Annotated in this window: 24 protein-coding genes; 13 read left to right on the forward strand and 11 right to left on the reverse strand. The window is 38.1% G+C overall.

Annotation, left to right across the window (positions count from 1 at the left end; translation table 11 throughout):
- The first annotated feature begins 16 nt into the window (after positions 1-16).
- From ACOZIR_RS23040 to ACOZIR_RS23050, 3 genes are all read left to right on the forward strand, one after another.
- Complete coding sequence (locus tag ACOZIR_RS23040; RefSeq protein WP_045291584.1) at positions 17-1,231, forward strand: NAD(P)/FAD-dependent oxidoreductase; 1,215 nt, start codon at positions 17-19, stop codon at positions 1,229-1,231.
- Positions 1,232-1,354: 123 nt separating this feature from the next.
- Positions 1,355-1,678, forward strand: coding sequence for a YuiB family protein (locus ACOZIR_RS23045; protein ID WP_013059616.1), 324 nt, complete (start codon positions 1,355-1,357; stop codon positions 1,676-1,678).
- An 81-nt stretch (positions 1,679-1,759) separates the two neighbouring features.
- Positions 1,760-2,407 (forward strand): 3D domain-containing protein, encoded by a 648-nt coding sequence (locus ACOZIR_RS23050; protein ID WP_045291582.1) that lies wholly within the window; start codon positions 1,760-1,762, stop codon positions 2,405-2,407.
- Between the two features lie 42 nt (positions 2,408-2,449).
- Here ACOZIR_RS23050 and ACOZIR_RS23055 read toward each other — a convergent pair whose 3' ends face one another.
- Complete coding sequence (locus ACOZIR_RS23055; protein ID WP_045291581.1) at positions 2,450-2,926, reverse strand: divergent PAP2 family protein; 477 nt, start codon at positions 2,924-2,926, stop codon at positions 2,450-2,452.
- A gap of 245 nt (positions 2,927-3,171) precedes the next feature.
- Here ACOZIR_RS23055 and ACOZIR_RS23060 point away from each other — a divergent pair, with 245 nt between their 5' ends.
- Both ACOZIR_RS23060 and ACOZIR_RS23065 read left to right on the forward strand, forming a co-directional pair.
- Entirely contained in the window at positions 3,172-4,665 is a 1,494-nt protein-coding gene (locus tag ACOZIR_RS23060) for a leucyl aminopeptidase (protein ID WP_310878134.1), read from the forward strand.
- Between the two features lie 267 nt (positions 4,666-4,932).
- A complete protein-coding gene (locus ACOZIR_RS23065) occupies positions 4,933-6,252 on the forward strand; it encodes a Na+/H+ antiporter family protein (protein ID WP_071269708.1) in 1,320 nt (439 codons plus the stop codon).
- Positions 6,253-6,304: 52 nt separating this feature from the next.
- On the opposite strand, the gene ACOZIR_RS23070 is transcribed toward ACOZIR_RS23065, so the two are convergent.
- The 3 genes from ACOZIR_RS23070 to ACOZIR_RS23080 form a co-directional block, all read right to left on the reverse strand.
- Positions 6,305-6,496 carry a hypothetical protein gene (locus ACOZIR_RS23070; RefSeq protein ID WP_013059611.1) on the reverse strand — a complete coding sequence of 64 codons (192 nt, stop codon included), beginning with the start codon at positions 6,494-6,496 and terminating at the stop codon, positions 6,305-6,307.
- Positions 6,497-6,612: 116 nt separating this feature from the next.
- The gene (locus ACOZIR_RS23075) at positions 6,613-7,149 is read right to left on the reverse strand and encodes an HD domain-containing protein (protein ID WP_013059610.1); all 537 of its coding nucleotides are present in this window, start codon (positions 7,147-7,149) and stop codon (positions 6,613-6,615) included.
- Between the two features lie 176 nt (positions 7,150-7,325).
- Complete coding sequence (locus tag ACOZIR_RS23080) at positions 7,326-7,694, reverse strand: hypothetical protein (RefSeq protein ID WP_033580462.1); 369 nt, start codon at positions 7,692-7,694, stop codon at positions 7,326-7,328.
- Positions 7,695-7,800: 106 nt separating this feature from the next.
- Between ACOZIR_RS23080 and ACOZIR_RS23085 the strand changes: the two genes are divergently transcribed.
- Both ACOZIR_RS23085 and kapD read left to right on the forward strand, forming a co-directional pair.
- The gene (locus ACOZIR_RS23085) at positions 7,801-8,184 is read left to right on the forward strand and encodes a hotdog fold thioesterase (protein ID WP_033580463.1); all 384 of its coding nucleotides are present in this window, start codon (positions 7,801-7,803) and stop codon (positions 8,182-8,184) included.
- A gap of 346 nt (positions 8,185-8,530) precedes the next feature.
- Entirely contained in the window at positions 8,531-9,145 is a 615-nt protein-coding gene (gene kapD / locus ACOZIR_RS23090) for a 3'-5' exonuclease KapD (protein WP_013085312.1), read from the forward strand.
- 36 nt (positions 9,146-9,181) lie between these two features.
- On the opposite strand, the gene ACOZIR_RS23095 is transcribed toward kapD, so the two are convergent.
- A complete protein-coding gene (locus ACOZIR_RS23095) occupies positions 9,182-9,562 on the reverse strand; it encodes a kinase-associated lipoprotein B (RefSeq protein ID WP_045291577.1) in 381 nt (126 codons plus the stop codon).
- 85 nt (positions 9,563-9,647) lie between these two features.
- Between ACOZIR_RS23095 and ACOZIR_RS23100 the strand changes: the two genes are divergently transcribed.
- On the forward strand, positions 9,648-9,845 hold the full coding sequence (locus tag ACOZIR_RS23100; protein WP_421535835.1) for a hypothetical protein: 198 nt from the start codon (positions 9,648-9,650) through the stop codon (positions 9,843-9,845).
- 103 nt (positions 9,846-9,948) lie between these two features.
- Positions 9,949-10,473 (forward strand): superoxide dismutase family protein, encoded by a 525-nt coding sequence (locus ACOZIR_RS23105; RefSeq protein WP_045291574.1) that lies wholly within the window; start codon positions 9,949-9,951, stop codon positions 10,471-10,473.
- Between the two features lie 35 nt (positions 10,474-10,508).
- Here the strand turns inward: ACOZIR_RS23105 and ACOZIR_RS23110 are convergent, their stop codons facing one another.
- Both ACOZIR_RS23110 and ACOZIR_RS23115 read right to left on the reverse strand, forming a co-directional pair.
- Positions 10,509-11,681, reverse strand: coding sequence for a MalY/PatB family protein (locus ACOZIR_RS23110; protein ID WP_421535836.1), 1,173 nt, complete (start codon positions 11,679-11,681; stop codon positions 10,509-10,511).
- 167 nt (positions 11,682-11,848) lie between these two features.
- Complete coding sequence (locus tag ACOZIR_RS23115) at positions 11,849-12,697, reverse strand: alpha/beta fold hydrolase (RefSeq protein ID WP_421535837.1); 849 nt, start codon at positions 12,695-12,697, stop codon at positions 11,849-11,851.
- A gap of 158 nt (positions 12,698-12,855) precedes the next feature.
- Here ACOZIR_RS23115 and ACOZIR_RS23120 point away from each other — a divergent pair, with 158 nt between their 5' ends.
- The 3 genes from ACOZIR_RS23120 (at position 12,856) to yugI (ending at position 15,125) form a co-directional block, all read left to right on the forward strand.
- Positions 12,856-13,356: an Lrp/AsnC family transcriptional regulator gene (locus ACOZIR_RS23120; RefSeq protein WP_013085306.1), complete on the forward strand. Its 501-nt coding sequence runs from the start codon at positions 12,856-12,858 to the stop codon at positions 13,354-13,356.
- On the forward strand, positions 13,356-14,516 hold the full coding sequence (locus tag ACOZIR_RS23125) for an aminotransferase (protein WP_045291570.1): 1,161 nt from the start codon (positions 13,356-13,358) through the stop codon (positions 14,514-14,516). The genes ACOZIR_RS23120 and ACOZIR_RS23125 overlap by 1 nt, the downstream gene beginning before the upstream one ends.
- A gap of 207 nt (positions 14,517-14,723) precedes the next feature.
- A complete protein-coding gene (yugI, locus tag ACOZIR_RS23130) occupies positions 14,724-15,125 on the forward strand; it encodes a S1 domain-containing post-transcriptional regulator GSP13 (RefSeq protein WP_013059599.1) in 402 nt (133 codons plus the stop codon).
- A gap of 43 nt (positions 15,126-15,168) precedes the next feature.
- Here yugI and ACOZIR_RS23135 read toward each other — a convergent pair whose 3' ends face one another.
- Complete coding sequence (locus ACOZIR_RS23135) at positions 15,169-15,399, reverse strand: DUF378 domain-containing protein (RefSeq protein ID WP_013059598.1); 231 nt, start codon at positions 15,397-15,399, stop codon at positions 15,169-15,171.
- 220 nt (positions 15,400-15,619) lie between these two features.
- Between ACOZIR_RS23135 and ACOZIR_RS23140 the strand changes: the two genes are divergently transcribed.
- Positions 15,620-16,783 (forward strand): iron-containing alcohol dehydrogenase, encoded by a 1,164-nt coding sequence (locus tag ACOZIR_RS23140; RefSeq protein ID WP_421535838.1) that lies wholly within the window; start codon positions 15,620-15,622, stop codon positions 16,781-16,783.
- A gap of 44 nt (positions 16,784-16,827) precedes the next feature.
- Here ACOZIR_RS23140 and mnhG read toward each other — a convergent pair whose 3' ends face one another.
- The 3 genes from mnhG to ACOZIR_RS23155 are packed head-to-tail and all read right to left on the reverse strand — an operon-like array spanning position 16,828 to position 17,935.
- Positions 16,828-17,190 carry a monovalent cation/H(+) antiporter subunit G gene (gene mnhG / locus ACOZIR_RS23145; RefSeq protein WP_045291568.1) on the reverse strand — a complete coding sequence of 121 codons (363 nt, stop codon included), beginning with the start codon at positions 17,188-17,190 and terminating at the stop codon, positions 16,828-16,830.
- Positions 17,174-17,458, reverse strand: coding sequence for a Na(+)/H(+) antiporter subunit F1 (locus ACOZIR_RS23150; protein ID WP_013059595.1), 285 nt, complete (start codon positions 17,456-17,458; stop codon positions 17,174-17,176). The genes mnhG and ACOZIR_RS23150 overlap by 17 nt, the downstream gene beginning before the upstream one ends.
- A complete protein-coding gene (locus tag ACOZIR_RS23155; protein ID WP_045291567.1) occupies positions 17,459-17,935 on the reverse strand; it encodes a Na+/H+ antiporter subunit E in 477 nt (158 codons plus the stop codon).
- Between the last annotated feature and the right edge of the window lie 3 nt (positions 17,936-17,938).

Genomic DNA, 17,938 nt, shown 5'->3' on the forward strand with positions numbered 1-17,938 from the left:
GGTGGATGACATTCCTATGAAAAAGCCTAAAATCGTCATTTTGGGTGCCGGGTATGGCGGCATTATGACAATTGTTAATTTACAAAAGAAACTGGGTGCTAGTGATGCGGAAATTGTTTTGGTAAATAAAAACGATTACCATTATGAAACGACATGGCTTCATGAAGTATCAGCAGGTACAATTCATCAAGATCGCTCTCGTGTTCCTGTTAAAAATTTAATTAACACAAATAAGGTTACATTTATTAAAGACACGGTCGCAGATATTAAGTTAGATGAAAAGCGTGTTCTTCTTGAAAACAGTGAGCTAACATACGATTATTTAGTTGTTGCTTTAGGATATGAAGCAGAAACTTTCGGAATTAAAGGTTTAAAAGAACATGCATTTACCATTACGAGCATTAATGCAGCACGTCAAATTCGTGAACATATTGATTATGTATTTGCGACGTATAACAATGAAGTGGAAAAAAGAGACGAACTTCTGACAATTATTGTTGGAGGTGCTGGCTTTACCGGCATTGAATTTGTGGGAGAACTAGCAAATCGAGTCCCTCAGCTTTGCAAAGAGTTTGATATTCCGCGTGAAAAAGTACGCGTTATTTGTGTAGAAGCAGCGCCTACGGCTTTGCCGGGTTTTGATCCAGAACTTGTAGAATATGCGGTAACACAGCTAGAACGAAAAGGAATCGAGTTCAAGATCGGAACAGCGATTAAAGAGTGTACAGAAGAAGGAATTATTGTATCAAAAGATGACCAAGTGGAAGAAATCAAATCAGCAACAGTTGTATGGGCTGCAGGTGTTCGAGGCAGTCACGTGATTGAAAAGGCTGGATTTGAGAACATGCGCGGACGCGTAAAAGTAAGCAATAGCTTGCTGGCACCAGGGCATGAAGATGTGTTTGTTATTGGAGATTGTTCACTAATGATTAACCCAGAAACAGAACGCCCTTATCCTCCAACAGCTCAAATCGCTATGCAGCAAGGCGGTACCTGCGCTGAAAATATTAGCCGTTTGATGAAAGGTCAAAAAGAATTAAGCGAGTTCAAGCCAGATATTAAAGGAACGGTATGTTCGTTAGGGCATGATGACGCAATTGGTGTTGTATATGGTCGAAAACTATTTGGTTCAAGCGCATCTTTTATGAAAAAAGTTGTTGATAATCGCTCACTTTTCCTTCAAGGCGGAGCAGGTCTTGTATTGAAAAAAGGAAAATTTAATTTCTTTTAAAACAAAAAGCAAAAGGTCTTTGAACCTTTTGCTTTTTTTGGTATTAACTTACTTTTCTGTGATTGACGCCTTGATTACTCTTAAGTAAACTGAGAGTATAAAGAGTAACGGAGGCGAAAAGCAATGGAAATGAGTGTGCCTGTCCTAATTATCTCCATCTTGTTGTTTTTTGTTTTGTTTTTTGGAATCGGTTTCTTGTTGAATATGCTGCTTCGCATGTCTTGGATTATGGCCATTATTTATCCCGTGATTTTTATTTTTATTATTGATGATGTAAGAGCGGTTGATTACATTCAGCATCCCGCTCACTCCTTTCAGCAGCTAGGTACAAAAGTGCTATCTTTAGCCACAGCTGACATTGCGATTTTAATGGCTGGTTTTATAGGTGCACTAGCTTCAGGCATTACCATTAAATCTTTACGAACAAGAGGGTACCAAATGTTTTAAATGTAAATTCTTCTCGCAAACGAATAATTTGTTTTTATGTTGGAAACAAATAGATTCGTGAGAGGAGTTGTGGAAATCACAATGATTGGAAAAATAGCAAAGCGATTCATTATGTGCCTACTACTGGTCGGAGCGCTGTTTACAACATATGAAGCAATTACCGGCGTCCCAATAACCACAGTCATCAAATATATGCCTTTTTTAAACAGTACAGGGCATCCTCTAATGAATGAAAGGCTCTTACCATCATTTCTAAAACCACTAAGAGCTGAAGCGGCTAGCAATGACAAAGAGCGTCTGACGATTGAAGAAGCATTTGATTGGTCGCGTTATCCATCTAAGAACGTATTGGCTACGGGTTACACAGCTGGTTACGAATCAACTGGGAAAAATCCCAATCATCCAGGTTATGGTATTACATATTCAGGCGTTAAAGTAAAACGTGACTTGTATTCAACCATCGCTGCTGATTTAACCATATTTCCAATCGGCACGATCTTGTTTATTCCGGGCTATGGCTATGGAGTGGTAGCAGATAAAGGTGGGGCTATTAAAGGCAATCATCTTGATTTATATTTTGAGACTGTTTCCGATGTGTACAACATATGGGGTAAGAAAGAATTAAACGTCTATGTAGTGAAATCAGGAGACGGCCGTTTAACTGAAGACGAGTTAACAATGCTGAATGAAAAAAAATCAATGCAAGTTTTTCGTCAGCAGGTGAAATAAACGAGAAACACATGAAGAATGCTTCATGTGTTTTCTTATGTTTTATGGCCATACATAATACATGACAAAAGCAACTGCTATTCCTGTTAAGGCTCCAAAGAAAACTTCAATGGGTTTATGTCCAAGCAGCTCTTTTAGCTTCACTTGTTTTTCGTCTTCTTCATTGGTCGTCCACAGCTTTGCCTCTTTTACCGCGCGCTGAAAATCTTCAACCAAACGATTTAAAACCGTTGCTTGCTCTCCTGCGTGTCTTCTTACTCCTTTAGCATCGAACATGACAATGATGGCAAAAATAGCGGAGAGAGCAAAAATAGGGGATTTAAGACCTTCTGCTAGCCCAATGGCAGTTGCTAAGGAAGTTACGGCTGCGGAGTGAGAGCTTGGCATGCCCCCCGTACTAAAAAATAAGCTTCCGTCTATTTTTTTAGTAGCTACAAAAGAAAGCGGAATCTTAATAAATTGAGCAAAGAAAATAGCGATTAATGAACTCCAAAGTGGAAAATTTGAGAATAACTCCATTGAGATGTCCTCCCTAAACTTAAAATGTCCAAAAAGCTAAACCCGTGTGATGGAAACAGTGGTAGATGAAATTATATGTGTGAAACTAAGGTTTTTGAACTGTGATTAAAAATTGTATTTCTGCTATCATATGTATATAGATGAAAACAGTGGTGAATATGATATATATTCCACTTGCTGAATAGATTAAACAAAGCAGAGGATAAATAAAAATAAAATATCTATACGTAAAAGGGAGGAATTTTATGTTTTCGCACGTAGAAACATATGGTGTTGATCACCAAACAGAAGCGCTCGTAATTGGTTTATTTAATCAAAACCAACAGTTTGAAGGCTTTCTAAAAGAAATTGATGATGCTTTAGATGCACAGCTCATTCATTTGATTAAGGAAGGAGATATTCGCGTACAGGAAAAGCGTATATCAACAATTCATACACTAGGGAAATTAGGAGCAAAACGTCTTTATTTTGTAGGGCTAGGACGAAAGCAAGCGTTAACTAAAAATGGGCTCAAGGAAAGCTTTGGACTTTTATTTAAAAAGTTAAAAGAAGCAAAAATTTCAAACGCGTCGGTCGTCCTTCCTACATTTGATACAGGAGGGTGGTCAGAGCAAGAAACTGCAGCTTTACTAGGAGAAGCTCAACAGCTTGCTATGTATGAGTTTGAAAACTACAAAAAGAAATCAAATGAACCTGACAAGCAGCTTAAGAAAATTGAACTTTTTTCTTGTTATAAAGACGTTTTACAATCTGCGTTGATTGGATATACGTACGGTAAAGCAACAAACTCAGCGCGCACCCTCGTTAACTTACCAAGCAATATGCTAACGGCTACAGATTTAGCCAATTATGCAGTAGAAATGGCACATACATATGGTTTTGAATATGAAATTTTAGAAAAAGAAGAGATGGAAACATTAGGAATGGGCGCACTGTTAGCAGTCAATCAAGGTTCCGCAGAGCCTCCTAAAATGATCGTGCTGAAATATCAAGGCAAAGAAAAATGGGAAGACGTTATTGGGTTGGTAGGAAAAGGGATTACCTTTGACACAGGTGGTTACTCTATTAAATCTAAAGACGGGATTGTAGGCATGAAAACAGATATGGGTGGAGCTGCATCTGTTCTTGGTGCAATGGAAGCGATTGGAGAATTAAAACCTCAGCAAAACGTAGTAGCGGTCATTCCATCAACTGACAACGTTATTAGCGCGCGTGCCTTTAAACCAGATGATGTTATTACAGCAATGAATGGAAAGACAATAGAAGTGCTGAACACAGATGCTGAAGGGCGTTTAGCACTAGCTGATGGCATTTCATATGCCAAGCATCATGGAGCAAATTATTTAGTAGACGTGGCGACATTAACGGGTGGTGTAATTGTAGCTCTTGGTACACATACAACTGGGGCAATGACGAATGATTCTGCTTTATTGCAGCAAATAGCGAAAGCGAGCATTGAGACAGGCGAACCGGTTTGGGAGCTGCCTATTACAGAACGAGACAAAAAGCGTGTTCGGGGAAGTAAGGTAGCAGATTTAAATAACTCTCCTGGACGAGAGGGACACGCAATTATGGCAGGAACTTTTATTGGTGAGTTTGCAGAGCAAACACCATGGGTTCACTTGGATATTGCTGGAACTGCAACATCCGCTGCTTCTCATGAGTTAGGACCTTCAGGTGCAACAGGCGTGATGGTGCGAACACTAGCTGCAATGGTTTGTTCATTTGAAGCCAATTAATGAAAAGAACATAGCAGTAATAGAAAGAAACGTAAAAAGAAGCATCGAGGATGCTTCTTTTTTAATATGTTTACATAATGTTTTTTTCTTTTTAGAAAAAAACATTATGTGAAAAAATCCTTATATTGTTGAGGGTGTAGAGAAGTTAAACAAACGTTTATTTAGTAAGATGATTGACTTTTTTTCTATACCTAATATAATGAACATGTTGTTTATCTCTCTACTGTTTTAATGAGATAAAGTAAAAAGAAAAATGGAGGTTTCAAAATGAATGCAGTATTAATAGCTGTGCTCGTGATGCTGATTTTGAGCTTATTGCGTATCAACGTTGTCTTTTCTTTAGCGGTCGGAGCGCTAATTGGAGGACTTGTTGGCGGTATCAGCCTCACAGACACAGTAAGTATATACACAGATGGTCTTGGAAACAGTGCTTCTGTTGCATTAAGCTATGCTTTGCTTGGAGGATTTGCAATGGCTGTTTCGCGGACAGGGCTGCCTGATGCGGTTGTTCAGCTAGCGTTAAAAATAGTAGGGAAAGAAGGAGAAACGAAAAAGAAGTCACTGTCAAAAGTACTAATTTTATTAATCATCCTTATTATTTCGTGTTTTTCTCAAAACGTTATTCCAGTTCACATTGCATTTATTCCGCTTTTAATTCCACCGCTATTAAAAGTATTTAATCAGTTGAAAATAGATCGCCGATTAGTCGCAACAGTTATTACATTTGGATTGGTTACACCTTATATGTATTTGCCGGCAGGATTCGGTAAGATTTATCACGACATTTTATTTACTAACATCAAAGAAAGCGGATTGACAATTGATAAAGGAGATATTACCACGGCGATGGCTCTTCCAGCTTTAGGAATGGTAGCGGGCTTATTGTTTGCTGTGTTTATTTCGTACCGTAAGCCGCGCAGTTATGAAGACATTGACATTGATCAAGGCGCAGAGGAGCGTACAGGTTACACAACAAGGGGAATTATAGTAGCTTTACTTGCTATTGTAGCGGCTTTAACTGTACAGCTCTTAGTAGATTCTATGATTTTTGGAGCGCTTGCAGGCATTGTTGTCGTTTACTTCAGCGGGGCTTTGAAGTGGAACGAAGCAGATCCAGTATTAACGAACGGAATGAGAATGATGGCTTTTATCGGATTTGTTATGCTGTCAGCCTCTGGTTTTGCAAAAGTTCTTCAAGAAACTGGAGATGTAGAAGCGCTTGTAAAAGGCTCTGTTGCTCTTATTGGCGGAAACCAAATGCTCGGTGCATTTCTTATGCTTGTCATCGGGCTTTTAGTCACAATGGGCATTGGTTCTTCTTTCTCTACCATTCCAATTATCGCGACAATTTTTGTTCCTCTTTGCTTAGAACTTGGTATGAGTCCAATGGCAACGATTTGTATTGTTGGTACAGCGGGAGCGCTTGGAGACGCTGGTTCACCAGCTTCAGACAGTACGCTTGGACCAACATCTGGATTAGCAGTCGATCGTCAACATGATCATATTTGGGATACGTGTGTACCAACTTTTCTTCACTATAACATTCCACTCATTATTTTTGGGTGGATTGCCTCAGTTATCTTGTAAATAGAGGGTCTATAATGAAAAAAAGCAGCCGATCAAAACCGGCTGCTTTTTTTCATGCTTGAGAAAGAGTAGAAGCAGTGCTGTCACAAGCTCCTAATGCTTGCTCTACAGCCTGAAGAGATTGTTCAATACGTTCGCGATTTGAATCTTTCTCTACTGTTTGAAGAGCTTGTTCAAGGCTTGCTTTTGCCTGATTTAATGACGTACAAGAATCCTGCACGTAACCTCTAGCGTTTTTAGACATTCTTCTTCCTCCTAACTAACCAAAAATGAGAATCAATAAATAGTATGAGTAATTTGCAGGGAATTATGAGGAGAAATAATAAAAAGGATTAACTCTTATGAAAGGAGTTAACCCTGTCAGCCTAACTGTTTAAATTGGTTGGAATGTAGAAGTTCAAGCACTTTCTTATCAAGCTCCTTAATTTTCTTTACAGCCAAATTATATTCCATTTCACGGTAATGATGTTTGCCGCCTGGCTCTTCATCAGCTTCATCAGCTAGTTTGACTACTTTTTGAAGAGGGCGTTGTTGAATGGTTCCTTCAGGCAAATATGAGTCTGTGTGCAGTAAAATAGCTAAGGCAATTTCTTTTGCCGCCTGAGGTTCCTCACCTAAACGAATGAGTAATTTATGTGCACGTTCAGCACCTTTAATAGCGTGAATATCATTTTGACGATACTTTTCATAATCCCACTGACCATTTGTGTACCATTCGTAGTGGCCAATATCATGAAGCAGCGCTGCTTTTGTAGCTAAATCGGGGTTTACATTATGCTGTACAGATAGACGAAACGCATGATAGGCGACGGATACAGCATGCGCAACGCCAGAGCGAGTTAAATATTTTTGAGCGATAGGATGCGTAAAAATTTCTACTAGCGTAACATGTCTCATCATGTCATCCCTCCTAAAGAAAAAATATATTTCCAAATACAATATCATATTTATTTCTTAAATACAATTATCGTGTAATTTGTTTTTACATCCAAAAATGTCATATATTATAATATTCGAAACAAAACAACATGTACATCTTTTTTAAAAGAAAATAAGACTTTTTTCCTTGTGTTTTACCATTTAATATTTAACGAAACGTGACAGCAGTCAAATTGGTTATCAGGATGAATAAACGTAATTTTAATATAGTCTGGCGTATAAAAAACATCAATTTTTGCCTTAACGCCCGTTGAAAGAATGAGTCTTTTTACTTCACTCATTTTAGATTCTTGAGCAGCAGCTTTTATTTTTTTTATTAAAGCTGGCGAAGCGTTAGCTCTTTGAATAAATATGGTAGCGCTTTGCATAGTAGAGGGAATCACTTTAAGAGATTGCTGGAAAGTCGCTATGTCCGCCTCAGGTAAGCTAGGTACCCTGTATGTATAAGGGTGAGGCATGTAGTACGATGGCCAATAGTAAGACAAGGGAGCAAATGGTTTCATATAAGAGTCCTCCTAAAAAACGGATTTTTATTATGTATATGTAGAGGGTTCGTATATGTTGTAGCAAAACCGTTATTGTATACTAGATACAAAGGGAGGTATGTATATGAAAACAAAAGATACGCTGTTAGAAGCATTAGGAATTGAGATTATTAGCGCAAGTGAACAAAGAGTGGAAGCGACGATGCCTGTTGATGAGCGAACGCGTCAGCCATTCGGGCTTTTGCACGGAGGAGCATCGGTGGCGTTAGCCGAAACTGTGGCTAGTCTAGGTGCTATTAAAAGTGTAGATATTGAAAAAGAAATCTGCGTGGGTTTAGAGATTAATGCCAATCATATCAAAGGGAAAAAAGACGGAACAGTTACAGCTATAGGCGTTCCTTTACATAAAGGAAAAAAAACAGCGGTTTGGGAAGTGAAAATTCAAGATGAAGAAGAGAATTTAATCTGTATATCCCGGTGCACGCTTGCTATCCTGCCTAAAGCTTAAATATAAGAAAGGCTTAGTCTAAAAGGTGTGAGGTATGCTTTTGTAGTCAGAAGCAGCTACCTCACACACTGACGTGAGAGCTTAAAGAGAATTTGGAAGAGCGGATACATAAAAAAGTGAAAAAATAGGTAAAAAAAAGAAGCAAAATTATGTCTATTCGTGACAGTTACCCTGCGCATAGAGACATGCTCTAGAATATAGTAGTAGTAAAGTATTCTTTTTATTCAGCAACTAGAATATTCATAATATTAAAAATAAGAACAGAAAATAGACCTTCCGATTGTTCAATCGTGCTATAATAGCATTAATATAGTAGGGCGGTTTATTTTACAAAGGGGTGATAATATTGGATAAGAACTCTCAGTATTTATTCATTGATTTTGAATTTACAATGCCAGAGTATAAAGGTTTTCCAAAAGGCTTTTTTCCGGAAATCATTGAAGTTGGTTTGGTGTTTGTTAAAAATCAAGAAATCATTGATCGTTTCTCCTCTTACGTACAGCCTACACACTTTACAAAATTAACTGAGCGCTGTAAATCATTTCTCCATATCGAACAAAATCAAGTAAATGAAGGAATTACGCTAGAGCAGCTTGTACAGCGACTGGGCATGTATAAAAACAGCACGATTATTACATGGGGGAACATGGATATGAAAGTATTAAGGCAGTGCTGTCAAAAAAATAAGGTGCCGTTTCCGTTTACAGGTAAAGAAATTGATCTTTCGATGGAGTATAAGCGCTTTTTTGGAGATCAAAATCAAACCGGCCTTTGGAAAGCTGTGCAAGAGTATGGTAAAGAAGGAACTGGAAAGCACCACTGCGCGCTTGATGATGCGATGACGACACTCAACATCTTTAAGCTTGTAGAAAAAGATAAGAGGTACCTTCAAAAGCCGGAACCAACGACCATAGGAGATCGAATCGATTTTTCAAAAGTATTAAATAAATTTGCATTATAAAAGCCAAATCACTTCTATGTGAATTTGGCTTTTTGCTTAATGAATACCGTACTCTTTTTTTAACTCTTCTAAACATGCAATACTTGCTTGAGCAAAAGCGCTATCTTTGGCTTGTTGTTCAGCTATCTTTAATTCAAGGGCTTTTTTTAGTGAAAGCTTATAATCAGGAACGCTGTCTTCATAGAGATGAACCATTTTTTGAGGAATGTTGGCCTGCTCTCGAAACGCAAGTGCTTTTCGCTCGTGAAAAAAAGGTACGTCCACTTGTCCAGGGTTATGTAAGTCACCTTGTTCTGGATGCTTCAACACAGCTTGAATTCGTACAACATAATGCAAATCTCGAACTTGTGTAATTTCACCGATGTATTTCCCGGTTTTATAAAGTGCCTTAACGGTTTGACCAATTGTAAATGTCATATTGCCAGATCTCCTTTAAGTAAAGTGTTTGTTATAAACAGTATAAATCAAAAACCACTACCGTTTCTATGAAAGGATGTTGTACATGATGTATTTAATGTTTTTGCTTTATTTTCCGGAAGATAAAACAGAATATATTCCTGCTTTTGCTACAATGGCGATTTTTGTACTAGCGGCAGTTGCAGTCTGGCGGTTCATCATCAAGGTGTCTAAAAAAGAAGAAGAAAAAACAAAGGAATTAGAATCAAAGCTGAAAGAACAAGAAAATAAGAAATCACTGTAATGAAATGCAAATAAAATGTAAGCGTTTAAAATGATATGTTGCTGGACAATCTATGGAAAGACATCTAAAACTTTCGCTAGTGCATATGCGATTGGAGGGCAACATGAAAAAACTACTACTCATTGGAACCGTGCCTTTTTTCTTGTTAACGGGGTGTATGGAAAAAGAAATATCCAATAAAGAAGTCAAAGTCTATAACGCAGATGGAGATAGCATCGGTACAGTCAAGTTGAAAGAGCAGGCTGATGGAATTGAGTTTACTTACGATTTAAGCGGACTTCCACCTGGAGAACACGGCGTACATATTCATGAAATCGGAATTTGCAAAGCTCCTAACTTTAAAAGTGCAGGAAATCACCTTGATCCTGATAAAAAGAAACACGGACTGTTAAATCCAAAAGGACCGCATTTAGGCGATATGAAAAATATTGTGGTAGAAGACGATCAGACGTATACAGGAACGGATATGGTTCCTCAAGTCACGTTAAAAGAAGGAAAGACATCTCTCGTTAAGCGTATGGATGGTTCTTCCCTTGTTATTACCGAACAAGGTGATGACGGAATGACAGAGCCATCAGGTAATTCTGGCAAGCGAATCGCGTGCGGAGTTATTTCAAAAAAACATTAAAAACAGCGTTCTTTCGTGAGAAAGAACGCTGTTTTTTACGTTAAAGCTATTTTTAAGCGATTTAATCCTTCTTGAAGTTGTTCATGTGAACAGCCAATGTTCAAGCGGATAAAACCTTTTCCATATGTGGAGCTGTATTTTTCGCCTTTTTCTACGGCAATTTTGCCTTTTTCTAATAAGCGTTCATGTAATTCTTCTTCTGATAAGTGCAGCTTGTTACAGTCAATCCATAATAGATAAGTTCCTTCTGGCGGAATGACTCGCAGTTCAGGTAAGTTTTCACTTATAAACCCCGTCACGAGATCTACATTTTTCTTCAGATACACAAGCAACGCTTCTAGCCACTCTCCACCTTCGCTGTAAGCTGCTTCTAATCCAATGATTCCAAATGTATTTAAATTAGAGAACCCTTGTTTTTGCTGCTGCTGAACATACTGTGTGCGCAGCTTCTTATTTGGAATAATAATGGCTGAAGCTTGAAGTCCGGGTATATTGAATGTTTTGCTAGGGGCCATACACGTAATGGTTCGATTGGCTGCATCTTCACTCACCATGCTGATGGGAATGTGTTTATAAGGATGGTAAATTAGATCAGAATGGATTTCATCTGAAACAATTAATACATTGTATTTTTGACAAAGATCGGCAAGCTTCTTCAGTTCTTCTTTTGTCCACACACGTCCTACTGGATTATGAGGACTGCAAAGAATCATTAATTTTACGCCTTCCGCAAATTTTTTCTCTAAATCTGCAAAATCAATTTCGTATTTATCGCCTGCAAGTTTTAACGGATTTTCAACAACTTCTCGATCATTTACCTGTATCATGTTAAAAAATGGAGTATAGACTGGAGGTTGAATTAAAATTGAATCTCCGGGTTCCGTAAATGCTTGAATAGCCATACTCAGGGCAAACACAACTCCTGGACTGTATGTAATCCATTCATGATCAATGGTCCACTGATGCTTTTTTTCTACCCAAGATGATAAAGCATTTGCCGTAGATTCAGTAGGGGAAGTGTAGCCGAAAATACCGTGTTTGACACGCTCATTAATGGTTTGAAGAACATTAGGCGGCGCTTGGAAATCCATATCAGCTACCCAAAAAGGCAGAACATCTTTTGCTCCAAAAACGAGATCAGTTTTGTCCCACTTTACGGACTGCGTACCTGTACGGTTAATTAATTGATCAAAAGAATAAGTAGACAATAAAAGTACCCCCTTTTTTAATATAATAGTTTGCTTATTTTTAATACGTTTGTCAACGAAGTTAACTCGTGAAGTCAATAAAGAAAGTGAAAAATTGCTGAAGCGCCACTACTAAATTTTTTATTAAAGTTAGCGCCTCTTGTGACATATACGAATTCGCCCCGTCATTATTGAGACAGGGCCTGTTCATCGTACAAGAAATCGACCATATGAGACTGCACAATGTCGGGACATTCTTCTGGTAAAAGATGTCCAATTTCCTTTAAAGAGACAAAGGTAGAATCTGTTAAATCATCTTTTAACTTACGTCCGAGATGTAAAGGGACAACTCGGTCTTCTTCTCCCCAAATGAGTAAACTTGGTTTTTTTATGTGCTGCAAATCCTTTGAGGATAGGTCTCCTTCTCGATCACGAATCATTCTTGTCAAAGCCATAAACGTACGGTCATCCAAAAATGGTTCAGTATAGCCATCAATCATTTCTTCGTCGATTAACTGATGATCAAATACGACATTTTGCAAGTTACCTAATACACCTTTGCGAGATAGCCACGTTTTTACCCACAGATAAAAGAAGGGAACATAAGAAGACATGACCAACCCATAATGTGAAGGGCCTAAATAAGCTGAGCTGCACAGAAGAACGAGTTTTGATACGCAAGAAGGCTTTAATTTTGCTACGTTTAAACAAACCTGTCCTCCCATTGAGTGTCCCGATAGTACAACGTCTTTTAATTTTAAATAGTCAATCAACTCGATGACAATTTTGGCTAAGTTTTTATACGAGTATTGAAAGGTTAACGATTTTTCACTTCGCCCAAATGGCGGAAGGTCCAGCGTAATGATAGAAAACGTATCTTCAAATAAAGGAATTAAACGCCGAAAACTAAAACTGGATGATAAAAAGCCGTGAATAAATAAAATAGCTGGTTTATCAGGGTGATAGTTATGGCATTCGTAGTAAACATTGACTCCATTAAAAGTACGCTGGTGGCAAGTAATTTTAGATTCAGTCAATTTGTTTCACTCCATCTTTTTCTTTCTAGTCTGTCCTAATTTCCAGCAATCTATAAAATGAAACTCAATTACCGGTATAGATTTCACATTAAAGATGTGTTTAAATTTGATATAATGGAAAAAGTGAAAAAATTTAATCGGTGTAGGAGGGGAACGCGGTGTTCTTAGAAGAAAAAGAGTTAGAAATTTTAGAAATTCTAGAAAAAAATAGCCGTATTTCAATAGATAGTATTTCAAAAATGGTGGATTTAACGTTTGACGAAACCTCTAATATTGTTAAAAAGCTAGAGAGAGAAAAAGTAATTGTGCAATATTCAGCTGATATTAACTGGAGACGAGTAGATGGACATGAGGGCGTCACCGCTATGATAGATGTAAAAGTTGCACCAAAGCGAGGAGTAGGCTTTGACGAGATTGCGGAGCGCATCTATCGTTTTCAAGAAGTGAAATCTGTGTACCTAATGTCAGGAGCATATGATTTGTCTGTTATTATTGAAGAAAAATCAATGTCTGAAGTAGCATTTTTTGTTTCTGAAAAGCTTTCTACGCTAGACTCTGTTTTATCTACAACGACTCACTTTATCATGAAAAAATACAAGCACGATGGTACCATCTACGACCAAGGCGATGAAGATCGCAGAATCGTGGTGTCTCCGTAATGAAAGAGCGCTTGTCAACAACTGTACAACAGCTGAAACCTTCAGGTATTCGCCGCTTTTTTGATTTAGCAGCAAGTATGGATAACGTCATCTCTCTTGGAGTAGGTGAACCTGATTTTGTCACATCTTGGGCTGTTCGAGAAGCGAGTATTTTATCATTGGAAAGAGGATATACCTCTTATACAGCAAATGCGGGGCTTTTAGAGCTCCGCTTTGAAATTATGAAGTATATGAAAAGAAATTTTAACGTCTCGTATGATTATCAAGATGATATTATCGTGACCGTTGGAGGAAGTCAGGCTTTAGACATTACAATGCGAGCTTTGATTAACCCTGAAGATGAGATTATTGTCGTGGAGCCAAACTTTGTGTCTTACAGTCCGTTAATTTCTCTAGCAGGAGGAGTTCCTGTGGCAATTGAAACAACGGCAGAAACAGAGTTTAAACTGCAGCCTAGACAGATTGAAGAAGTCATTACAAGCAACACGAAAGCCCTTCTTTTATGCTCTCCTAATAATCCAACAGGAAGTTCACTATCTAAAGAAGAGCTGCAGGCTATTGCGGATATTGTCATCAAGCATGACTTGCTTGTTATCACGGATGAAATCTATGCAGAATTAACATATGATGAAGAATTTACATCTATTGCTTCTTTAGAAGGAATGAAAGAACGAACCATTATTATTTCTGGCTTTTCTAAAGGGTTTGCTATGACTGGATGGCGTCTTGGGTACATATGTGCACCAACTGAGATTGCTAAAGCAATGCTGAAAATTCATCAGTATACAATGATGTGTGCGCCTACCATGGCACAGTATGGAGCAATTGAAGCACTGCAAAATGGGCAGCATGACGTAGAAGAGATGAGAAAAAGCTATCGCAGAAGACGGAACTATATGGTGAAGTCGTTAAATCAAATTGGTCTGGAATGCCATTCTCCGGGAGGAGCGTTTTATGTGTTCCCGTCTATCAAGAAAACTGGATTGTCATCGGAAGAATTCGCTGAGCAGCTGTTGCTTGAAGAGCGAGTAGCCGTGGTGCCAGGCAATGTATTTGGAAAAGGCGGAGAGGGACATATTCGCTGTTCATACGCCTCTTCAATGGAATCATTAGAAGAATCCATAAAACGGATTAGCCGTTTTGTTGAAAATAAGTTATAATAAAAATAAGATATTATGTCATATCGTATAGACGGTTTGATATAATATCTTTTTTGCTATGATGAAATGTAGTGTTAGTTTATATTTGTGACGAAATTGGTAAATAATAAATATAGTATAACTACTTTTTGATTCAATCTATGAACTGTGCTATAATTTTAAATTGGCTATAATGGTGAAAATAATAAGGTATCTAGGAGTGTTTATATGTCAAAATTTGAAATCGGTACTGTTACAAAAGGTAAAGTAACAGGAATTCAACCATACGGTGCATTCGTTGCATTAAATGAAGAAACTCAAGGATTAGTTCATATCTCAGAAGTAAAACATGGCTTCGTTAAAGATATCAACGAACATTTATCAGTAGGAGACGAAGTAAACGTTAAAGTTTTATCTGTTGATGAGTCAACTGGTAAAATTGGTTTATCTATTCGTGCAACTGAGCCAGCTCCAGAAAAAACTGAAGCTTCTGCACCTAAAAAACCTGCTAAAAAGCGTCAAGGTCAAGCAACAGTTCATACTGAATCTACTCAAGGATTCAACACATTAAAAGAAAAATTAGAAGAGTGGATTGAGCAATCAAACCGCGAAGATCTAATTAAGAAATAAGAAATAAGAAAAAAAGAAGGATAGCTCAGCTATCCTTCTTTTTTTAATGTTCCGTTCTAGGTTCTGTACGCTCTACTTCAGCAGAAGGTTTAAATAATAGACCTAGGTTAATCAGTCCTGCGATTCCAACCAATCCATAAATAATGCGGGAGAAAGCAGATGTTTGACCGCCGAAGATTGCTGCTACTAAATCAAATTGAAAAAAGCCAATAAGTCCCCAGTTAATTGCTCCAATAATCGTTAATACGAGCGCAATACGTTGAATACCACTCATGATGAACCCTCCTTGTTTTGTAGTTCACTTATTAGCCTGCTTTTTTTAGAGGAAAATATGCATAGTTACTTTTGGAAGATACAGACAAATAAACGTTCATTTGGATGGGGTGAGCGTCTAGTCAACAGGGAATAATCTTTAGGAAGTCAATTTTCTTTACAATCAAAAATTTGTTCTTCATAATGATGCATGTACTCAAGCTCGTAAGGAGGAGTTTATAGTGAACAATTTTACATTTTATAACCCTACAAAATTAATTTTTGGTAAAGGCCAATTAGAGCAATTAAAAACAGAAGCAAGTCGCTTTGGTAAAAAGATATTATTAGTATACGGCGGAGGAAGCGTAAAACGCAGCGGTTTATACGATCAAGTAATGGATGTACTGAATGACATGAATGCAGAAGTACATGAGTTAGCGGGAGTAGAGCCGAATCCACGTCTGACAACTGTTCGCAAAGGAATCGATATTTGTAAAGAAAACGGTATTGAATTTTTACTTGCAGTAGGTGGAGGAAGCGTAATCGATTGTACAAAAGCAATCGCAGCAGGAGCAAAATATGATGGAGACGTATGGGACATCATTAACCGCGACGCATTCGCAGCTGAAGCTCTTCCGTTTGGAACAGTGCTAACATTAGCAGCAACGGGTTCAGAAATGAATGCTGGTTCTGTTATTACAAATTGGGAAACACAAGAAAAATACGGCTGGGGCAGTCCGGCAACCTTCCCTCAATTCTCTATTTTAGATCCCGTTAATACATTTACTGTACCAAAAAATCAAACAGTTTATGGCATGGTCGACATGATGAGCCACGTATTTGAACAGTATTTCCATGCTGCAACAAATACGCCGCTTCAAGATCGCATGTGTGAAGGAGTACTGCAAACGGTTATTGAAACGGGACCAAAATTATTAAACGACTTAGAGAACTACGAGTTACGTGAAACGATTTTATACAATGGTACCATCGCATTAAACGGTATGTTACAAATGGGACACCAAGGCGATTGGGCTACTCACAATATTGAGCATGCGGTATCAGCTGTATATGACATCCCACATGCGGGTGGACTCGCAATTTTATTCCCGAACTGGATGAAACACGTAATGGATGAGAACGTAGATCGCTTCAAGCAAGTAGCTGTACGCGTATTTAACGTAGATAAGGAAGGCAAGACGGATAAAGAAGTAGCACTTGAAGGTGTTGATAAGCTTCGCGAATTCTGGTCAAGCCTAGGTGCACCAACTCGCTTAGCTGATTATGATATTGGTGAAGACAAATTAGATCTTATGGCTGATCGTGCGATGGCTAAAGGTGAATTTGGTAAATTTAAAAAATTAAACAAAGAAGATGTACTAGCAATCCTACGCGCTTCTTTATAAGATTCTCGAAAAAAAACGCCGTGCAAAAGGCACGGCGTTTTTTTCTATTCATGATGGGTAAGCTTTTTCTGCTGTTTGGTTTTCAAATCATCCCGAACGGTTTTATCAGAAAGAGGAACCCCGCTGTAATAAGCGGCTCTTCCTAGTAAATGCCCAGCAATAGGAGAGGTGATAAACACAAAGACAATCGCTAAAATTAGCCGTGCACTAATATGGCCAGTGTCAATCCAAAAGTAGAGTAAGCAGCCCACTAATACAAACAGGACGCCTAAGGTAGCACTTTTGGAGGCAGCGTGACTTCTTGTATACGTATCAGGCAAGCGAATAAGCCCAATCATGGTCACAACTGTCAGAAGAGACCCTATTAGTACGAAAGCTCCTACAATGATTTCACTGATCACGTTCATATTCAATCACTTCTCCTTTCTCTAAAAACTTAGAAAAAGCAACGGTACCTACAAAGGCTATGATGCCTAGCAGTAAAATGACTTCGAAAAAAGCCTGGGTTCGAAAAATAATCGAGATGATGGCCGTGATAGCAATGATGTTAATTCCAATAGCATCAAGGGCCATTGCTCGATCAGCAGTTGACGGACCTTTTACCACTCGATAAACAAACCCAATAGTTGAAGCAGAAATGAGAATGAGCGAAACGTTTAAAAAAATATCGAGCATTTAACGACTCACCTCCATAATAGCTTTTTCGAATGTTTGCTGAATATCTGTAATAATGTCATCAATATCGTCTGTATTGATTGCATGAATATAGATAGTAGAATTATCATCTGACACATCTATTACCAGTGTGCCTGGCGTTAGCGTAATTAAAAGAGAAAGAATGGTAATTTCCCATTCACTCTCCAAACGGGTTGGCATTGCAAAGATGGCTGGCTGAATATTTAATTTAGGGCGCAATACGTCTTTAGTAACTGCAATATTGGCTTTGAATAATTCTCGTATGAAAATAAACAGCAGCTTAATGATCGCATACACTTTATGCAAGTAAAAACGGCTGTGAAAAAAACGGCGGAAAACAAACAGCAGTACCGCTCCCCAGAAAAATCCTATAATAAAGGAAGGTAGTGTCCAAATCCCTCTCAAAAACATCCATGTGAATGCAATGGTTACGTTTAATAATAGTTGAAATGACATGCA

This window comes from Priestia sp. D3YE.R1 (assembly GCF_049199565.1).
GTDB classification, from domain to species: Bacteria; Bacillota; Bacilli; order Bacillales; family Bacillaceae_H; genus Priestia; species Priestia aryabhattai.